This is a genomic window from Bradyrhizobium cenepequi (genome assembly GCF_020329485.1).
Classification (GTDB): Bacteria; Pseudomonadota; Alphaproteobacteria; order Rhizobiales; family Xanthobacteraceae; genus Bradyrhizobium; species Bradyrhizobium cenepequi.
On sequence record NZ_JAGKJI010000012.1, the window covers coordinates 75,344 to 92,045 of the forward strand.

At 62.7% G+C, this 16,702-nt stretch carries 17 protein-coding genes; 3 read left to right on the forward strand and 14 right to left on the reverse strand.

The window, feature by feature from the left end:
• Positions 1 to 5 precede the first annotated feature (5 nt).
• From J6497_RS15740 to J6497_RS15800, 13 genes are all read right to left on the reverse strand, one after another.
• The gene (locus J6497_RS15740; protein ID WP_225705170.1) at positions 6 to 1,130 is read right to left on the reverse strand and encodes a CgeB family protein; all 1,125 of its coding nucleotides are present in this window, start codon (positions 1,128 to 1,130) and stop codon (positions 6 to 8) included.
• On the reverse strand, positions 1,127 to 2,215 hold the full coding sequence (locus J6497_RS15745) for a CgeB family protein (protein WP_225705171.1): 1,089 nt from the start codon (positions 2,213 to 2,215) through the stop codon (positions 1,127 to 1,129). Before J6497_RS15745 ends, J6497_RS15740 begins: the two co-directional genes overlap by 4 nt.
• Complete coding sequence (locus J6497_RS15750; RefSeq protein WP_225705172.1) at positions 2,212 to 3,342, reverse strand: CgeB family protein; 1,131 nt, start codon at positions 3,340 to 3,342, stop codon at positions 2,212 to 2,214. The genes J6497_RS15745 and J6497_RS15750 overlap by 4 nt, the downstream gene beginning before the upstream one ends.
• The gene (locus J6497_RS15755) at positions 3,339 to 4,421 is read right to left on the reverse strand and encodes a glycosyltransferase family 4 protein (RefSeq protein WP_225705173.1); all 1,083 of its coding nucleotides are present in this window, start codon (positions 4,419 to 4,421) and stop codon (positions 3,339 to 3,341) included. Before J6497_RS15755 ends, J6497_RS15750 begins: the two co-directional genes overlap by 4 nt.
• A gap of 26 nt (positions 4,422 to 4,447) precedes the next feature.
• A complete protein-coding gene (locus J6497_RS15760) occupies positions 4,448 to 5,734 on the reverse strand; it encodes a TIGR04295 family B12-binding domain-containing radical SAM protein (protein WP_225705174.1) in 1,287 nt (428 codons plus the stop codon).
• Positions 5,731 to 6,795 (reverse strand): NAD-dependent epimerase/dehydratase family protein, encoded by a 1,065-nt coding sequence (locus tag J6497_RS15765; protein WP_225705175.1) that lies wholly within the window; start codon positions 6,793 to 6,795, stop codon positions 5,731 to 5,733. The genes J6497_RS15760 and J6497_RS15765 overlap by 4 nt, the downstream gene beginning before the upstream one ends.
• The gene (locus J6497_RS15770; protein ID WP_225705176.1) at positions 6,792 to 7,904 is read right to left on the reverse strand and encodes an NAD-dependent epimerase/dehydratase family protein; all 1,113 of its coding nucleotides are present in this window, start codon (positions 7,902 to 7,904) and stop codon (positions 6,792 to 6,794) included. The genes J6497_RS15765 and J6497_RS15770 overlap by 4 nt, the downstream gene beginning before the upstream one ends.
• Positions 7,905 to 8,234: 330 nt before the next feature.
• Entirely contained in the window at positions 8,235 to 9,185 is a 951-nt protein-coding gene (locus tag J6497_RS15775; protein WP_225705177.1) for a glycoside hydrolase 5 family protein, read from the reverse strand.
• A complete protein-coding gene (locus J6497_RS15780) occupies positions 9,182 to 9,949 on the reverse strand; it encodes a TIGR04290 family methyltransferase (RefSeq protein ID WP_225705178.1) in 768 nt (255 codons plus the stop codon). The genes J6497_RS15775 and J6497_RS15780 overlap by 4 nt, the downstream gene beginning before the upstream one ends.
• Positions 9,950 to 9,965: 16 nt before the next feature.
• The gene (locus J6497_RS15785) at positions 9,966 to 10,754 is read right to left on the reverse strand and encodes a sugar phosphate nucleotidyltransferase (RefSeq protein WP_225705179.1); all 789 of its coding nucleotides are present in this window, start codon (positions 10,752 to 10,754) and stop codon (positions 9,966 to 9,968) included.
• 1 nt (position 10,755) lies between these two features.
• On the reverse strand, positions 10,756 to 11,859 hold the full coding sequence (locus tag J6497_RS15790; RefSeq protein ID WP_225705180.1) for a CgeB family protein: 1,104 nt from the start codon (positions 11,857 to 11,859) through the stop codon (positions 10,756 to 10,758).
• Positions 11,856 to 12,452, reverse strand: a complete 597-nt coding sequence (locus J6497_RS15795) for a histidine phosphatase family protein (protein WP_225705181.1) — start codon at positions 12,450 to 12,452, stop codon at positions 11,856 to 11,858. The genes J6497_RS15790 and J6497_RS15795 overlap by 4 nt, the downstream gene beginning before the upstream one ends.
• A gap of 4 nt (positions 12,453 to 12,456) precedes the next feature.
• Positions 12,457 to 13,551: an inositol-3-phosphate synthase gene (locus J6497_RS15800; protein WP_225705182.1), complete on the reverse strand. Its 1,095-nt coding sequence runs from the start codon at positions 13,549 to 13,551 to the stop codon at positions 12,457 to 12,459.
• Positions 13,552 to 13,579: 28 nt separating this feature from the next.
• Here J6497_RS15800 and J6497_RS15805 point away from each other — a divergent pair, with 28 nt between their 5' ends.
• The 3 genes from J6497_RS15805 (at position 13,580) to J6497_RS15815 (ending at position 15,193) form a co-directional block, all read left to right on the forward strand.
• Positions 13,580 to 13,783 carry a hypothetical protein gene (locus J6497_RS15805; protein ID WP_225705183.1) on the forward strand — a complete coding sequence of 68 codons (204 nt, stop codon included), beginning with the start codon at positions 13,580 to 13,582 and terminating at the stop codon, positions 13,781 to 13,783.
• Between the two features lie 106 nt (positions 13,784 to 13,889).
• The gene (locus J6497_RS15810; protein ID WP_225705184.1) at positions 13,890 to 14,192 is read left to right on the forward strand and encodes a hypothetical protein; all 303 of its coding nucleotides are present in this window, start codon (positions 13,890 to 13,892) and stop codon (positions 14,190 to 14,192) included.
• Positions 14,189 to 15,193 carry a glycosyltransferase family 9 protein gene (locus tag J6497_RS15815; RefSeq protein ID WP_225705185.1) on the forward strand — a complete coding sequence of 335 codons (1,005 nt, stop codon included), beginning with the start codon at positions 14,189 to 14,191 and terminating at the stop codon, positions 15,191 to 15,193. The genes J6497_RS15810 and J6497_RS15815 overlap by 4 nt, the downstream gene beginning before the upstream one ends.
• On the opposite strand, the gene J6497_RS15820 is transcribed toward J6497_RS15815, so the two are convergent.
• Positions 15,181 to 15,984, reverse strand: a complete 804-nt coding sequence (locus tag J6497_RS15820) for a Crp/Fnr family transcriptional regulator (RefSeq protein ID WP_225705186.1) — start codon at positions 15,982 to 15,984, stop codon at positions 15,181 to 15,183. The two genes, J6497_RS15815 and J6497_RS15820, sit on opposite strands and share 13 nt — an antisense overlap.
• Positions 15,985 to 16,702: the final 718 nt, after the last annotated feature.

Consider the following 16,702-nt stretch of genomic DNA (forward strand, 5'->3'; position numbering starts at 1 on the left):
TCCTCTCATATCTCGGCGACCTGCATCGGCGGGCTGATGGATGGCCGGGTCGATTTCCGGCAGCGCCGCGCAGTTGCCTCGAGATAGTGGGCTTCCAACTGTCGGGCGCGGTGTTCGGGCGTGTGATCCTTCAGGATGCGCCTGCGCGCGCCTTCCGCGATCGTCCGCCGGCGTTCTTCAGGCATCTCGCGAAGGATTTGCACCACATCGCGTGGTTCGGAAACCAGGAGTATCTCCGTCGATGGCGTGAAGATCGTTTCGATGCCCGGCCATCGATCGGAGACGACGGGCGTTCCGCAGGCGGCGGCTTCGAACAGCCGGACGCTGGGCGAAAAGCCGAGCGCGCGCATGTCGGCGCGGGTGGCGTTAAAGGCGAAGCGTTGCTGCGAATAGAATTGCGCGTGCAGGTTTGGCGCGAGATGCTCGATCCGCTCGACGTTTGCGGGCCAGGCGAGATGCTCTGGATATTGCGAGCCAGCGACCGCGAAGTGTTGATCCGGCAGGACTTCGGCGGGCGCGAGCAGTAGCCGCTCCAGCAGCGGCTGCCGATCCTCGCTATAGGTTCCGAGATAACCGAGCGACCACTTTATGTCCGCCTGCTGCGGACGATAGAGGTTCGTATCGGCACTGCAATAGAGGGGGCGGGCGAGCGGGCTGCCGTAGTCATCTTCGATCATTTTCGGCACGGGACCGCCGCTAAAGGACAGATAGAGATCAAAACGCGGAATCATGGCGGCCGAGATGTAGTCGAGCCCTCGATCCAGTCCAGCGAGCGTGACAGGCGTGTCGATGTCGTAGAAGGCGGTTATTCCCTGCGCCTGCGTCGTCACCCAATCCGAGATCGCGATTCCATCCGCAACGTAGGAGCCGATGATGACCAGGTTGGCATCGCGGATCAGCTTGTCGAAGCGCCGGGGAAACTCCGGGAGCGACTGATAGAGCTTGATGGTCCAGGCCGACGGCTTCGCAAGGTCGCGATGCTCGCGGTACCAGGGCGCATCCCGTTCGAGGAACGTGACGCGGTGGCCGCGCTTCGCCAGGGCATCGATCAGGGCACGGTAGGTCGTGGCATGACCGTTGCCCCAGGAAGACGTAACCGAGAGGCCGATGATCACAATGCTGAGATTCATTCTGCTGCCTCGATTCTCGTGTCCATTCCTGCGAAGAGTTCGTTGAACTGGCGCGCCCGGTGGCGATAGGTGTGATGGCTGAGGATGCGTGCCCTTGCGCGCTCTGCGATCGAACGGGCACGCGCGGGGCTCAGTGAATTGAGGTGCTCCACGACCTCGGCGCCGTTCGATGCCACCAGAACCTCGCGCTTCGGTTCGAGGAAGAGGTCGATCCCGTCCCAGTTGTCGGTAATAAGGCACGCGCCGGCGCCGATCGCCTCGAACACGCGCGTTGGCGGCGAGAACCCGTAACGCGCCATGCTGTCGCGATTGACGTTCAGCGTCGCAACGGCGGAGCCGAAGAAGGCATTATGGTCGCCGGTACCAACATGACCGACTTTGCGGACATTGGATGGTGTCTCCTTGCTCTCCCAGCCTGATCCGCCCAGGACAAAGGTCTTGCCCGGCATCCGGGTTGCGACATCAAGGAAGAAACGATCGACGCGCTGTTCGCGGTCGGGCAGACGGTTGGCAAGCAGACCAAGATCACATTCGAACCTGGCGTCGGCCGGCGCCGGAAAATGCGTCGCCGGGTCGAGTGCATTGTAGATCGGAACGCAGTCCCGGGCGCCCATCGCACGATAGGCGGCTGCGACGCATTCTCCGCCACCATAGGTGAGCACGACGTCGTAGTGCGGGATCGCGTTGCGCAGATGATGGTGCGGATGGCTCGACACCGCATCGAGCGTGGCCGGCGCGTCGACGTCCCAATAGACGCGGATCGCGCTTGATGGGATCTCCGCAATCGCTTTCTCCAGTTCGACGTCGAAGACGCCGACCCCGCTGGCCTTGATGAGCAGGTCGGCAGATCCAGCGGCCTCGTCCAGCGAGCGTTGCCATCCTTCCGTCGTCGCCGTATAGACCGCGACCTTGGCCCAGGCGGGATCATCGATATCGCGGTGCGCCTGCCGCTCGAACGCATCGGGCTCGAAGAAGGTGACGTCGTGCCCAAGCGCTGCGATTTCCTTCAGCATGCCGCGATAGTAGGTGGCGGCGCCGTTCCAGTAGGAGGAGACGAGGCTCGAGCCGAAGAAACAGATCTTCATGCGACGGCTCCCTCGTGCTGGGCGGACTGCGAAGACGGCCGTGTGCTTCGAATCTCATCGACAATGTTGAGAAGCTGCACCACACGATGGCCGCAGGTGTGCCGCCTTTGGATGACCCGAAGGCCGATTTCGGCGGTTTCCGCCGCGAACGCCGGATCGTGAAGAAGCGTTGCCAGCGCGCGGGTCATCTGCGCTCCGTTGTCGGCTCGCAGATACGCATTCCGCGGAAACATATTCCCGACGTCGTCCCATGGCGCCGAGACGACGGGAATGCCGCAGGCCATCGCCTCGAACATCCGGATCGTTGGAATGCCCGGCAGCGACCGGGCATAAGGCCCACGCGGCACATGCACGGTAGTATGGGCGGCGGCAAAGGCTGCTGGTGCGCGATGCGCCGGAAGCCAGCCGTGATATTCGATGCCGGCTTGCTCAATCTCACGGAGCGCGGCGTCCGAATAGCGGACGCCATAGATCCGCGCTCGGGCATTCAATTCCGATACCGGTCGAACCAGAAATTCATTGAGCTCGGCACCGCGCTCGCCATCGCCCCAATTGCCGATCCAGACCACGTCGTGGAAACGTGCAACATGCGGCAGCGGATGATAGAGCCTGACATCAGCCGCCTCATGCCACGTGAACGCGCGGTTGGCCCATCCGAGCTCGAGATAGATCTGGCGAAGCGCTTCGCCAAAGGCGAGGACGCCGTCGAATCCATCGAGGTCGAACCGTGCGAGCTCGTCTGGTGCAGTGATGGCGCGATGATGGGTATCATGGAACAGGAGCGTGTAGGGGGCGCCGAGGGCGCGGCGACGGCCGACCGCTTCGATCAGCTCCGGCGGATTCCATTCATGGACGATCACAAGCGCAGCACCATCCAGCGCCTCGTCCAGGTCGAGCGAGCCGTCATATTGGCGGATGTCCATGCCGGGAAAAAGCGCCGCTACCTCGCGAAGCGTATCAGAACCGCCGTCGCGGATCGCATTCATCCGGCTCCAGCCGCCGCTGGGCTCGTACACCACGACCTCGTGGCCGAGCGCGCCAAGCTCGCGTGCGACGCCGCGGAGGAAATGCGCGTTGCCATTGTTCCAGCAGGACGTGAACGCATGACAGAGGAGGATGCATTTCATGCGTGCAGCTCCATCGCACGCGTTGTAACCGGGCGCCGCGCGTTGGCCGCCAGATTCACGTAGAGCTGCAGATAAGCGCTCGCGGTTCGCGCCAAGGAGTAGCGCTGCGAGCGCGTCCTGGCGGCGCGCTGCAGTTGCGCTCGCCTGTCGTCGTCGGCGCACAATGCGTCGAGGGCGCGACGCATGCCTTCGGTATCCGTCGGATCAACGAACACGGCGGCGCCGTTCCACAGCTCCCGGAAGGTCGGAATGTCGGACAGGAGCAGCGCACATCCTGCGGAGGCTGCCTCCAGCACGGAAAGGCCGAACGGCTCGTAAAGCGCGGGACTTGCAAAGACGGCCGCGCGTTGCATCCGCGCGCGCAACTCGTCGTGGGCAAGATAGCCCAGCCAGGAGACTTCCGCCTGCGCGATATCATCGGCGGGGCCCGCGACGTGTAGCGGCCACCGCACGCCTTTCGCAGCCTCGGTGAGCGCCGCGATGTTCTTGGTGCGATCCCATAACCGGCCGGCGGCAAGGATGAAGGCTTCCTTTTTGTCCGATCGAGAGCCGGGCGCGATGCCGTTCCGGATCACCAAGCCCGGCGCGCCAGGATGGTATAGATCGCATATGACATCGTAGAAGGCACAGCTTGGGCTGACCCACGCCTGCGCCTTGCTCAGACCGGCGGAAACGGCTGCTGTGTAACGTCGCCATGCGGGTTCTTCGAGCCACGCGGTATCGCGGCAGGCGAGACCCCACGAATTCACACAGGAGTGCGCCACCACGAGCACGGGTTCATTCCAATCGAACACGGCTTCGCGGAAGCTGTTGAGGTGAACGGCGTCGGGTCCGATGTCTTCTTCCAATTGGGTCAGGATGCGCTCGGCGGCAGGGCGGTCGACTCCTTCGGGGTCTTGCCATTCCAGCGCGAGATCGGTCTCGATCAGGTGGACACGATCGTTCTGCAGCATCGCGCGTTGGTCCGCTCGCGCGCGCGGTCCCATCGTCACGAGATGAACTTCGGTCCCCGACCCGACAAGCGCCGATGCTAGCGCGGTAGAATAGGTCCACACGCCGCCGACGGTATCCGACGTCATCAAGATCCTGAGATTCGCGGACCGGCTCATGACGCAACCCGCAGCTCGAGCGCGGCGAGGGGAACCGGACGTTCCTCCTGCACGTCGCTGAATTGATCGAACATCGTGAGATAGTGCTGGTGGGCCCGCTCCCAGGCGAAATCATCGGGCTCGCCCCAAAGTTTCCGGTAATCGGGCGAACCGGGATATGGATAAAGCGGCACTGGATCGTTGGCCCACACACCGGCATCCTGCATCCGTCGGCGCCAGCGTTGGACCACGGGATCCTCGTCTTCCGGCATCTCGATCAGATTGGCTTGCACGAACGGCACATGCCGCCGCGCTTCGACCAGCCGGTCGGCGAGTTGATCCGTCGTCATCTTGCAGTTCTTTGCCAGCGCCGCGCGGCCTTCCGGCGTGAGGCTTTCGACGCCGGCTTCGATCGACACGCAGCCGGCGCGGCCGAGCAGCTCCAGCATTTCGGGGTGCCACAGATCGATCCGCGTCTGCACGCCGAATTTGAGCCCGCGGGCGGTCAGGCCGTGCAGCAATTCGGCATTGGGCAGGAAGATCTCGTCGATGAAGTAGAGATACTCGATGCTCTGGTCCCGCAAGCGGTCGATCTCTTCGAGAATGACGGCGGCGGGGCGCCTGCGATAGGCGTTGCGGAAATTCTCCTTGGCGCAGAACGTGCAGTTATACGGACAACCTCGCGACGCCTCGACCTCTGCGCCGGGGCCGATCGGATCCGCCTCGAAGCGGTGATGGTGGTGATGATGCCGTCGGATCATCTCGGCTGGCCAGCGCAGTGTTGGCTGATCCCTGAAGTTGACCGCCTGTGGCCCGCCGTTGACGCGAATTGAATTGCCGTCCGTGAAGCACAGCCCGGCGAAATCGCGCTCGCCGTTGGCAAGGCGCAGCAGCGAGTGCTCGCACTCGCCCATCACGACGATGTCGACGCCGAGCTTCTTGAGCGCAGTCTTCGGCGTGGTCGAGCCGTGAGGCCCGACGGCGACCAGCTTCGGTGCAAGCTCGCGTAGCGAAAGTGTGAGCTCTTGCGGAACGCGCAGTTCGGGCGGCGCGCACCGCCAGAACAGGTAGGTTGGCGCGGTCGTGACCACGACGAAGTCAGGCCTGAACGCGCGCATCTCGGCCTCGATTGCGGCAAGCGAAAGATCGAACATATGCGCATCGAGCAGCAGCGTCGGATGCCCGGCTTCGCGCAGATAGTGCTCGGAAATTCCGAGCTCCAGAGGCAGGTGCGGCGAGCGGCACCCGAAATAGATGCTGCCGTCGAAGTTCCAGTTTGGATTGATCAGGGCAACGCGCGTCATGCCGAGGCTTCCCGGTTAGCGAGTCCGAAGCGGCTGTCCAACCATGCGTGCAGCGATTGCAGTCCTTGCCGCAGCGGGATCTTCGGCGCCCAGCCGAGTGCAGTGGAGAGCGCTCGCGCGTCGGTGACGTACCAGGGCTGGTCACCGGGCCGCCAATCTGCAAACGCGTATTTGACCTCACGGCCGGTCAGTTTCGTGATGTGGTCGATCAGCTCGAGCAGGCTCACGGAGTTGCAAGGACCGCCGCCCAGATTGAACACCCGGCCGCGCACGAGCGCGATATGGTCCAGCGCGGATAGCCAGGCATCGACGGCATCGGAGACGTGCAGCGCGTCACGAACCTGATGGCCATCGCCATAGATCGTCAGCGGAATGTTGCGGATGGCGCTCAGAAGGAAATGCGCAATCCAGCCCTGGTCCTCAGTCCCGAACTGCCGTGGCCCGTAGATGCAGCTCATGCGCAAGACGACTGCTTGCAGGCTGAACACGCGCGCATAATCGCGGACATATTGATCGGCCGTTCCCTTGGAGCAGCCATAGGGGCTGTAGAAGTCGAGCGGAGCGTTCTCGGATATTCCGTCCACGAGCATTTCGCTTACGGGCGCATAGCGGGCGCCGGCTCGCGTGATCTGCGTGTCGTCGATCAGCCGGCCGTACACCTTGTTCGTCGATGCAAAGAGCACAGGGGCGGATTTGTTATGCAGGCGCACGGCCTCAAGCACATTGATCGTGCCGCGGGCGTTGATCTCAAAATCTCCGACGGGATCCGCCATGCTGTCGGTCACGGCGACCTGGGCCGCGAGGTGAAGCACGGCACGGGCGTCCCTCACAGCATCGATGACCGGGATCGGGTCGCGGATGTCAGCCACGATGATGTTGATCCGGTCACGATGCCTTGACTTGAGCCACTGCGCATTCTCGCGGACGCCGGCGCGGGCGAGGTTGTCGAGGATGAGGACATTATCACCGCGCTCGGCCAGTCGATCGGCAAGGTTGCAGCCGATAAAGCCGCAGCCGCCGGTGATCAGCACTGGCCTGTTGTTTCTGTTCTTCACGATCATGCGACCAATCCTCGTCGCGACAGTTCCTCGGCGGCCTTCTCGGCCTGGTCATCGGCTATCTGGTCCGCGAGATAATCGGCCAATTCCGCGAGCCCGTCTTCAAAGGCGACGCGCGGCTCGAAGCCGAGCAGAGCGCGGCTCTTGGTGATATCGGCAAAGCAGTGCCGGATATCGCCCGCGCGATATTTGCCGGTGATCTCGGGCGCAAGCTCCGCGCGCCCCATGACGCGGGCAAGATCCTGCGCCACCGAGGCGATCGTGCGGCTTTGGCCTGAGCCGACGTTGAACACGTCGTTGGTCCGGCCGGTCTGAAGAGCGATCCGGCAGGCTCGGGCGACATCTTTCACATGAACAAAATCGCGCCGCTGCAGACCGTCCTCGAACACGAGGGGGCGACGGCCGTTGAGCAGGCGGGCGGCAAAGATCGCCAGCACGCCGGTATAGGGATTCGACAAAGCCTGGCGCGTGCCGAACACGTTGAAGAAGCGCAGCGCGATGGTCGGAATGCCGTAGGCCTTACCTATGATCAGGCACATCCGTTCCTGCGCATATTTGTTGAGCGCGTAGATCGAGCTTAAGGAGGGCGGCTTGGTTTCCGGCGTCGGCACGGGATCAAGAGTGCCGGCCGCGGCATCGCGCAATTCCCATTCAGCGCTTCGGAGCTGGTCAATCGACCGCTCTTCCGGCGCCAGCTCGGCATGATCAGCGGCGCGGTAAAGGCCCTCACCATAGATGCTCATGGAGGAGGCGACGACGAGACGTTCGACCGGACGCCTGGACAGGGCCTGCAGCAGGATCGCTGTGCCGAGTTCGTTGGTCCGCACGTAGGAGTCGATGTCGTACATGCTCTGGCCAACGCCAACTGCGGAGGCGAGGTGCAGGACCATGTCGGCGCCGCGCAAGGAGCGCTCGACGGTAAGCGCGTCGGTCACGTCGCCGACGACAAGCTCCGCCTCGCGGTCGAGATAGGAGGGACGCTCGCGTTCGGCGCCATGAACCTGGGGCGAGAGATTGTCGAACAGCCTGACCTCGTAGCCCGCCGCAAGCAGCGTGTCAGCGGCGTGGGAGCCGATGAAGCCGGCGCCACCCGTAATCAATACTCGTGTCATTCTCTCTCGCTTCCTTGCCAAACGTTGGACCGGGTCCCGCAACCGGCCAGAGATGAAAGTGGGTGCGCGCTCTGATGGTCGATTGACCGACGCGCCTGTCACGTTTGGAGTCAGAAGCAGTGCAACGAATGTTCGTTCCTCAAAAATGTACAAACAATGGTTTCTCTAACTTCGATCAATAACATGAGTAAAGATCCCGGCCGGCATTGGTCAGAATAAGACGCCGTGCCGAAGCGGGCGCAGCTCGAGATGAGCAGCGACTGCGGCGCCGATGTCGGACTAGCCGATGCGCTAGCCGATCGGTGATCTCTGGGTCCTGCATCACGGGGATCAGGACACGCATGTCGGTTCTCTTGCTTCGATGGATGTCGAGGCAGAAGGCGCGAGCCCGGTCCTGGCAGCATAGCGCTCCACCATCCCCGCGCAGAAGTCAGCGAATTCATTCGCGTCAAGTGGCGGGCTGGTATGGTGCGGGGCGACGCCGCGGTGTTCCGGGGTGAAGCAGAAGGTGACGGTGACGTCAAACTCCGCAACCGCGTCCATCTGGCGATCGAACCAGTCGAGCGCGTTGGGACGGAAGCTGTCGGCCCATGACAGGCCGGTCCGCAGATGTCTGACGCCGAGCCGGCGCATCCAGCGCACTGCGTCGTCGAGGCGATGATCCTCGAAATGAAACCATTGGCATAGCCCCATCGCGTGGGAATAGTCCGTGAACAGCTCCAGTCCTGCCTTCGGCGTGCCGTCCTCGCGCAGCAGCCCCATGTGGAAATGCCGATAATAGGAAGAGCCTTCTGCCTCTTTGTGCCGCGTTGTCGCCTCCCAGGTAGAGGGGAGGTCGTAGAGACTGTACCAATGGATCCGCGGCGCGCGGCCGACCAGTAGTTCCGCAGTGCGCTTGAGCCCCCAAGCTTGCACCTCCTCGGCGCCAAATGAGGAGACGCCGACCTCCGTCACCCACACTGGCAGCGAGACGACTGCCTCGATTTCCGCAAGCTTGCTCGGCCATTCGTCGATCTGCCACAGATTCCAGTCGAGCGGAAAGCCGTGTACCGCGACCGCCTCGAAATGATCCAGCACCCCGCGCGCCTGCATGTTGCGCATGAAGGATGGATCGATCGGCGAGATGCCGCCGAGCACCCGCGGCAGGGCCGGATGAGCGGAGTGGATCGCCTTGCCCGCAGCGATCGCGAGTTCGGCGAACTTCGCCCAGTCCGGATCGATCAGGATATCCCAATGCGACTTGTTGTTCGGCTCGTTCCAGATCTTTGCCGCTTCGATCATCTGACGGCCCCCTGCGATGGATAGACCGCTCCCTCGGCCTGCGGCCTTGTCACTCTCCGACAGAGATACACCTCCGCTTCGGGATGAGCGGCAATGACAAAGCCGGCGCTGCGCAGCATCGCCTCGACGCAAGCACGGTTGGGCACCCACCAGTTGGTGCGATCACCGGCATATTCGTTTTCGATGAAGTGCAGTTTCGGGTATCCCGGGCGATCGAACTGGTCCGTCGTCCAGAAATCGTAGTTCCTGTCCAGCGGATCGACGCGGCCGTCGCCGCGCAGCATGGATTGGAACAGCAGGAGATCGCCCGCGACATGCTCATGGATCAGGTCCAGCGCAAGCAACGGATGGCGGAGGTGATAGAGCACGCCCATGAAGATCACGAGATCGAACTTTTCCTGGAGCTGGCCGACGTCGTAGGCGGACAGCTTGCGGAACTCGATCTTGAGCCCGTTCACCTCGGCGGCAAACCGCGCCTGCGCCAGATATTCCTCGTCGGTATCGAGGCCGAGCACGCGTTCGGCGCCGCGTCGCTTCATCTCCATCGCGTAGAAGCCGGCGTTGCAGCCGATGTCGAGCACGGTCTTGCCATCCAGGTTATCAGGGATGACGCTGGAGAAGCGCCGCCATTTCGCGGCGGGATAGTCGCCGAGGAAATGCGACGGCGCTGTGCTGATGCCCTTGAGATCGAGGTTGTGAAACCACGGGCCGAGCGCGTCGACGCGTTGGCGGATTTCCTCCCTGGAGAGCGTGTCGCTCGTCATGCGATCCTTCCATTGCTTACGTTGCGGGTACTCGGACGGCGTCGTTTGGCGAGCCCGCCCATAGATTCGCTCGGCTATCGCTGGCGTCGCTGTCGGCAAGCAGCGCCATCGCCGTGCGATAGCCATCCACGGTGCCGACATCGACATAGGATTCGCCGGCCTTGATGCCGATCCCGTGGCCTCCGGCCTCGAGATAGGCGTTCACCAGCGTTCCGAAATATTCGTCGCGGCAGTGCCGCTGTCGCCAGAGCAGTTGCAGATCGCGAAAGCCGGCCGCGGACATCCTGAAGGCGCCCCAGATCCAGTTCGATTTGGCGCCGGTCTGCTTGACCTGGATCTCCCGCACGTTGTCGCCATCGAGCACGACGGCATCGAAGAATTCGGGATGTTCGACCGGAAACAGCAGAAAAGACAAATCCGCATCCGGCAACGTTTTCAGTGCCGCCTTCGGGAACCATACCGTGTCGGGAAGTCCGACTACGACATCGTCACGATCTCCGACGACTGTATTCGCCCTGAACACCGCATCGCAGAGCCCTGAAGCGTCCGGCTGCACGACGTAGGCGAGCTGAGCGCTGCCATAATGATCGCCAAAATATGCGAGGATGTCGGATTTGCCTGGCGAAATGACGAAGCAGATCTTGTCGGCACCGGCCAGGATCAGGCGTTCGATCAGATATTCGGAGACGGCGCATGGACGGTCGGCGCCATTGTCGCGTCGGCTCCCGACAGGCAGCAGCTCCTTCGAGAATGCCAACGGCTGAATGCGACTGCCGCGGCCAGCGGCCGGAACGATGCCCCACATCTCACGCCTCCTCGGCGTCGGGCTGGCGCGCGCGGCGGTGCGTCGTCTGCTCCAGAAGTGCGATCAGCTCGCTAGCGCGGTTACCCGAGCTATGCTGCGCCAGTGTCCGCTCACGCGCGCGCCTTGCGATGCGCAAGAGCTCGGCGTCATCCATTTGAAGTGCAGCCAGCGTGTCGCGCTTGTCGTGCGCTATCAGGATATCTTCGCCCGGCGTGAAGAATGCCTCGATGCCTGCCCAGGCATCGCTGAGCAGGGGCGTGCCACACGCTGCTGCCTCGAACAGGCGACCCGACGGGCACCAGCCCATCTCCGCCATCGCGCGGCGGGTGACGTTGAGTGTCAGCCGTGACGAGGAAAAGAACGGCGCGTGCTCTGACGGCGGCAGGTGCCGGACGAAATAGATGTTCGGCGACCACGGAAAGCTGTCGGGATATTGCGCGCCGCCGATCAGGAAGCGGAGATCCTGTCTCGCGTGCGCAGGTTCGACGAAGAGGGTTTCGAGGGCGAGCTGGCGATCCTCCGAGTGGGTCCCAAGATAGGAAAGCGCGGCGCGATATTGCGGCTGCGGCGGCACGCGCCGATGCACGTCGGCATCGACATGGCCGTAAAGCGGCTTGACGTTGCTTGCGCCGAGCTTGCGGTGGAACTCGTCTGCAACGCGTGGCCCGCCGGTGAAGCTCAACACAAGGTCGAATCCATCAAGGCCGCCGGGGCCGATATAGGGCACTGCTTTTTCGGCCTGCAGCTTCGCCAGCGTAACCGGCGTGTCGAGGTCATAGAACACCGCGCGTGCGCGGCTCTGATCCAGGATCAACTGGGCTGCCGCGATGGCATCGGGACAATAGGAGGTGACGATCACCGCATCGGCGCTGAGGATATGGTCACGCGCCTTGGCGCGGATGTCGTCCCACGTCGAGAACAGCTCCAATTGCCCGCCCGGCAACTCGAGCAGATCCCTTGCGCCGGCGTAATAAGGAACGTCGCGCTCGAAGAATACGATCGCATGGCCGGATCGTACGAGATGCTTGCACAGGCCACGCCACAGCGTCGCATGGCCATTGCCCCAGGACGACGAGATCGTCAGGCCGAAAATCACGATCTTCACGCCGGCACCCGTTGGTTGATCTGCGCGATGCGAATCCCGGCCTCCTCAACGGCCAAGGTGCTGACGCTGCCTGGATCGACCGCGATCGAGAGAAAATTATCGAGCGGAATCTTCGAGTAATGCAGCAAGGCGGCGCGGATCGGCTCCGCGTGGCTGACGATGGCAACCGTGCCGTCGATCCGGTCGCGGCCGAGCTGTTCCACATGTTCCACAACGCGCTGTTGCAGCGCGCGCATGCTCTCGCCGTTTGGCGGACAGCTCGCCCCCCGTTTCTCATTCCATAGCGTCCAACGCGGATCGTTCGTAAGCGTCGCAACGGGCTGCCCGGTCCAGTCGCCGTAGTCGATCTCGTCAACCGCCGGCACGATCTCGACTGGAAGACGGAAATGCCAGGCAAGAATCGCGGCTGACTGACGAGTCCGTCCCTGCGGGCTCGCCTGGATCGCCGAGGGGATGGGCCGGATTAGATCGGCGCAGTGCGCCATCTGCCGGCAGCCGAGGTCATCGAGCTGAACGCCGGCCATCCGACCACATAGCACCTGTCCGAGCAGCGCGTGGTGGCCGTGGCGAACTAAGTGAATGGTCTGCACCATTGGCTTACGCCTTGTCATCGATGAACGCGCGCGTTCGCCGACGCGCTTCGTCGTCGGTGAACTGGCAGGGCGGGGATTTCATGAAATAGCTCGATGGTCCGGTCAGCGCCCCCGAGAGGCCACGGTCGATCGCGAGCTTGGCGCAGCGGACGGCATCGATCACGACACCTGCGGAGTTCGGAGAATCCCAGACTTCGAGCTTGACCTCGGCCGTCAAGGGGACGCCGCCGAAGGTCGTTCCCTCCAGACGAATGAAGGCGAGCTTGCGATCGGTGAGCCATGGAACATGGTCGCTCGGCCCCACATGTACGTTGTCGGCATCCATCGGCACGTCAAATTGGCTGGTGACGGCTTGTGTCTTCGAGATCTTCTTCGAAGTCAGGCGATCCCGCTCGAGCATGTTCTTGAAGTCGGTATTGCCACCGACATTGAGCTGGTAGGTGCGATCGAGCCGCACACCGCGGTCGCGGAACAGATTGGCGAGCACGCGGTGCAGGATCGTGGCGCCGACTTGGCTCTTGATGTCGTCGCCGATGATCGGCAGGCCCGCTTCCTCGAAGCGGCGCTGCCAGGCGCGGTCGGATGCGATGAAGACGGGAATGCAGTTGACGAAACCGCAACCGGCATCAATGGCACGCTCTGCATACCATTCGCTCGCTCTTTGCGAGCCGACCGGCAGATAGGAGACCAAAACATCCGTTCGCGATCTAGCAAGGACGCTTGCAACATCGGCTTCCGGCGCGTCAGCGATCGGAATATCATCTTCCAGGTAGCGGCCGATACCGTCGAGCACCGGGCCCCGCTGCACGATCACGCCGGTCTTGGTGACGTCTGAAAATCGGTGCGTGTTGTTTGGTGTTGCCCAGATTGCCTCCGACACGTCGCGTCCGACCTTGTTGGCGCTGACGTCGAAGGCTGACGCAATTTCGATATCACTGACGTGATAGCCGCCGACATCTGCGTTCATCAATCCGGGGACCGGTTCGTTCGACTTGGCGTTCCGGTAGTAGCTCAAACCCTGAACGAAGGAGCTCGCGCAGTTTCCAACGCCCACGATACCGACGCGAACGCGCCGTCTGTTTTCAAGACGTGAATGCATCGATCGTGATCCTCCGGGGCAAGCCGCCATGCGACGCGGACGTAAGCAGGTCGGCGAACGTATGAAAGGTATGTTCGTTCCCGCGCCGGCAGTGGGGGTGGAACACGAAGACGGATTCCGTCGAGAAAAATCGAGAAAGCTTAACTCAGGATGGAATCGCCGAGGAACAAAGCGCTTCCTGGATGAAGATGAAGAAGATGATCCTGAAGCATCATTCCGCGGTTGGCCGTAATGATCGTGCGCGGAAGAACCAATCCGGGATCGCGGAGTTTCATGGCGAGCAGGCCTGACGCGAGAGCCTTTGCTGTCGTCGGGTCCAACCATTGGAGGAGCTGCGAATGATTGCGAGCCATACCAGGGAAAGTGAAGCGCATACCACCACCGACCACGAACTGATCCAGGACTGGGTAGAAGAACGGGGAGGCCATCCGGCAACAGTCAAGGCGACCGAGGAAGACAGGCAGGCCGGCATCTTGCGCATCGATTTCGGCCCGAAGGATGAGGGGCTCGACGAGATCGGCTGGGACGAGTTCTTCCGCAAGTTCGACGAATCCGGGCTGGCGTTTCTGTACCAGGACGAGACCAGCGACGGTAAGCTGAGCCGGTTTCATAAATTCGTGCGGCGTTCGTCCGCCGGATGAATCCCGAAGCCGTCGCGCGAACCGATCCGGCCCGTTCATCGCCCGCGGTCGTGTCGCAAGACGGCTGGACCGAGGCAATGCGGGCCGGTGATTTCGAGCGTGCCTGGGCGATCAGCGATCACGATCTGGCATATCTGTGCCGAATGGGGCCTGCGAAGCATACCGGACCGCGTCATCTGCAACGTATCTGGCGCGGCGAGCCGCTGCGCGACAAGCGCGTCCTGGTCCGCTGCTACCATGGTCTTGGCGATACCATCCAGTTTGTCCGCTTCATGCCGGCGCTTCGTGCCGTCGCGCGCGAAGTGACGCTCTGGTGCCAGGCGGAGCTGTTGCCGCTGCTGGCGCGGGCGGAGGGTGTCGACCGCGCGATGCCGCTTCATGACGGCACACCTGACGCCGGGTTCGACGTCGACATCGAGATCATGGAGGTTCCCCATGCCATCAGGGCTGGGAACGACTTGGTCGCGATGCGGAGGCCTTATCTGACGTTGCCAGGCGATGACGGCCGGGCGGCTTGGCGGATCGGTGACGGACTTGCGGTAGGCCTCGTCTGGGAGGTCGGTGACTGGGACAAGCGGCGTGTGATCCCGGCGGCCTTGATGCGGCGTCTCAATGGCGACGGCGTAAGGCTCTATTCGCTGCAGCAAGGTCCTGCGGCCGCGCAGGCGCCCGGGATCGGCGCAGCGGACATCAGTACGCCGGACATCGGCATGCTCGGCCGAACGATCAAGCAACTGGATCTGGTGGTCTGCGTCGACACCATGATTGCGCATCTGGCGGGCGCGCTTGGCTGCGAGGCCTGGGTGCTGCTGCATTCCGATTGCGATTGGCGATGGCCTGCCTCCGGCGACACGACATTCTGGTATCCGAGCCTGCGGCTATTCCATCAGCCGTCTCCCGGAGATTGGTCCAGCCTCCTCGAAGAGGTCCGCCTGGCGCTCGTCGAGCGGGCAAGAACGAAGGGCCGAAACATGCGTTCCCCGACCGATCACCGCGCCTGAGGCAACAACGCGGCGGCCGCCGGACGGCGGTGAGGGGTCACCATCGGTCCGGGCTGCTGTTCGATGGTGTCGTAATCCCGCAGACGCAGATAATCCGGGTCGAACCCGGCCAGGCGAACAAGGCCGTTCCAATCGGTGATCGTGATCGTCTTCGATTGCCACTGCAGGAGATTGCTCCGCCGCAATTCCTGAATGCTGCGGTTGGCGTGAACGGCGGAAAGGCCGCAGGCGGCCGCCAGATCGGATTGCGTGAAGAGAGAAGGAATCCGAAAATCCCTGGCTAGGCCGACGGCGCGGAGGCGGGTCGTGATCTCGCAGAGCAGGTGTGCGACCCGCGTCAATGCGTCCCGGCTCCCCAGATTGACGATCCAGTTCCGCAAGCAGGACGCATCAGCCAGCAGCAGACTCAGCAGCGCGCGCGACATCGACGGCGATAGCGCGGATATCTCGCGAAAATACCTGTGAGGCACGAACGCAACCACGACAGAGCCGAGCGTGAGCAGGTCGTGATCGACCCGGCCGTCATAGACGGTGTGGAGATCGGGCAGGTCGCCAGGCACGTAGATTGACGTGATCTGGGCGTCGCGGCTGTCGGCGTCCTGGCAGCAAAGATAGCCCTGCAGAAGCAGGCAGCAATGGCAGGGCTGATTGTCCTTGTGGAGACGGTGGCGGGGGCCAAGATGGCTGATGCTGCTTGGCATCCTCGCAAGCAGGTCGAGATCGTCGGATGACAGTTCGACGATGCTTGCAAGACGATCGGCGAATTTCGAAAAGGCAAATCCTGTTTGCATACTGCTACCGCGTCCCGCACCACCTCTGCGCTGTAGCGGGAGGTGCATATTAACCTGTGATACCCGATCGGACGTCGGAGCGCCTCGAAGGTGGCGTGTTCATGATTGCAGGATCGACTCGCGGCGAAACTCAAAGTTCCTATTAACCTTGCGCAAGCGACGACCTCATGTGTTGAGAACATGTGCGATCGCGTTCTCGCGGCGCGTTGCGTCCGAGTTTTGCGTCTCGTTTCACCCTCCTCGATATCAGAGGGCGCAGGGAAAGCCGGGTGCCGGTCGCACCCGTGGGCCCCGTGCAACAAAAGGCACGGGGGTAGGACCACAGGTCAACCGGAGCAACACCGGCTTTCCCTGCGCAGTGGTTTACAGCTTACTTCGTGCTCTTCCCGGTGACCGGGCTTTCTTGCCACCGTCATCTCTCGCGCGAATATCTTCGCGCAAAAAACTTAGCGCCAGCGTCGGGGCGCCAGAACCACACGACTTCGCCGTCCGTGAGTGCCGCGCTCGTCAGTCGCAACACTCCCGTCCACCGCATCTCACCGCAACGTTCGTGACGATCGCGAGCCGCCCCTCATCCGCCGTGAGACGCACGGAGTCATAATGCTGATTTGCCCGACGGCGGAAGCGGAATGTTTTTCACGTGAGGGGTGGACAGACTTTCGGTGATTTGCCCGTCGGGTTGTTATGTCGCACCCATTGCGACCATATCATCATTGCG

Bases quoted from the DNA above. Each gene is read 5' to 3' on its own strand.
- J6497_RS15740 (WP_225705170.1), bottom strand. From the start codon at position 1,130: ATGAATCTCAGCATTGTGATCATCGGCCTCTCGGTTACGTCTTCCTGG.
- J6497_RS15745 (WP_225705171.1), bottom strand. From the start codon at position 2,215: ATGAAGATCTGTTTCTTCGGCTCGAGCCTCGTCTCCTCCTACTGGAAC.
- J6497_RS15750 (WP_225705172.1), bottom strand. From the start codon at position 3,342: ATGAAATGCATCCTCCTCTGTCATGCGTTCACGTCCTGCTGGAACAAT.
- J6497_RS15755 (WP_225705173.1), bottom strand. From the start codon at position 4,421: ATGACGTCGGATACCGTCGGCGGCGTGTGGACCTATTCTACCGCGCTA.
- J6497_RS15760 (WP_225705174.1), bottom strand. From the start codon at position 5,734: ATGACGCGCGTTGCCCTGATCAATCCAAACTGGAACTTCGACGGCAGC.
- J6497_RS15765 (WP_225705175.1), bottom strand. From the start codon at position 6,795: ATGATCGTGAAGAACAGAAACAACAGGCCAGTGCTGATCACCGGCGGC.
- J6497_RS15770 (WP_225705176.1), bottom strand. From the start codon at position 7,904: ATGACACGAGTATTGATTACGGGTGGCGCCGGCTTCATCGGCTCCCAC.
- J6497_RS15775 (WP_225705177.1), bottom strand. From the start codon at position 9,185: ATGATCGAAGCGGCAAAGATCTGGAACGAGCCGAACAACAAGTCGCAT.
- J6497_RS15780 (WP_225705178.1), bottom strand. From the start codon at position 9,949: ATGACGAGCGACACGCTCTCCAGGGAGGAAATCCGCCAACGCGTCGAC.
- J6497_RS15785 (WP_225705179.1), bottom strand. From the start codon at position 10,754: ATGTGGGGCATCGTTCCGGCCGCTGGCCGCGGCAGTCGCATTCAGCCG.
- J6497_RS15795 (WP_225705181.1), bottom strand. From the start codon at position 12,452: ATGGTGCAGACCATTCACTTAGTTCGCCACGGCCACCACGCGCTGCTC.
- J6497_RS15800 (WP_225705182.1), bottom strand. From the start codon at position 13,551: ATGCATTCACGTCTTGAAAACAGACGGCGCGTTCGCGTCGGTATCGTG.
- J6497_RS15805 (WP_225705183.1), top strand. From the start codon at position 13,580: ATGCGACGCGGACGTAAGCAGGTCGGCGAACGTATGAAAGGTATGTTC.
- J6497_RS15810 (WP_225705184.1), top strand. From the start codon at position 13,890: ATGATTGCGAGCCATACCAGGGAAAGTGAAGCGCATACCACCACCGAC.
- J6497_RS15815 (WP_225705185.1), top strand. From the start codon at position 14,189: ATGAATCCCGAAGCCGTCGCGCGAACCGATCCGGCCCGTTCATCGCCC.
- J6497_RS15820 (WP_225705186.1), bottom strand. From the start codon at position 15,984: ATGCAAACAGGATTTGCCTTTTCGAAATTCGCCGATCGTCTTGCAAGC.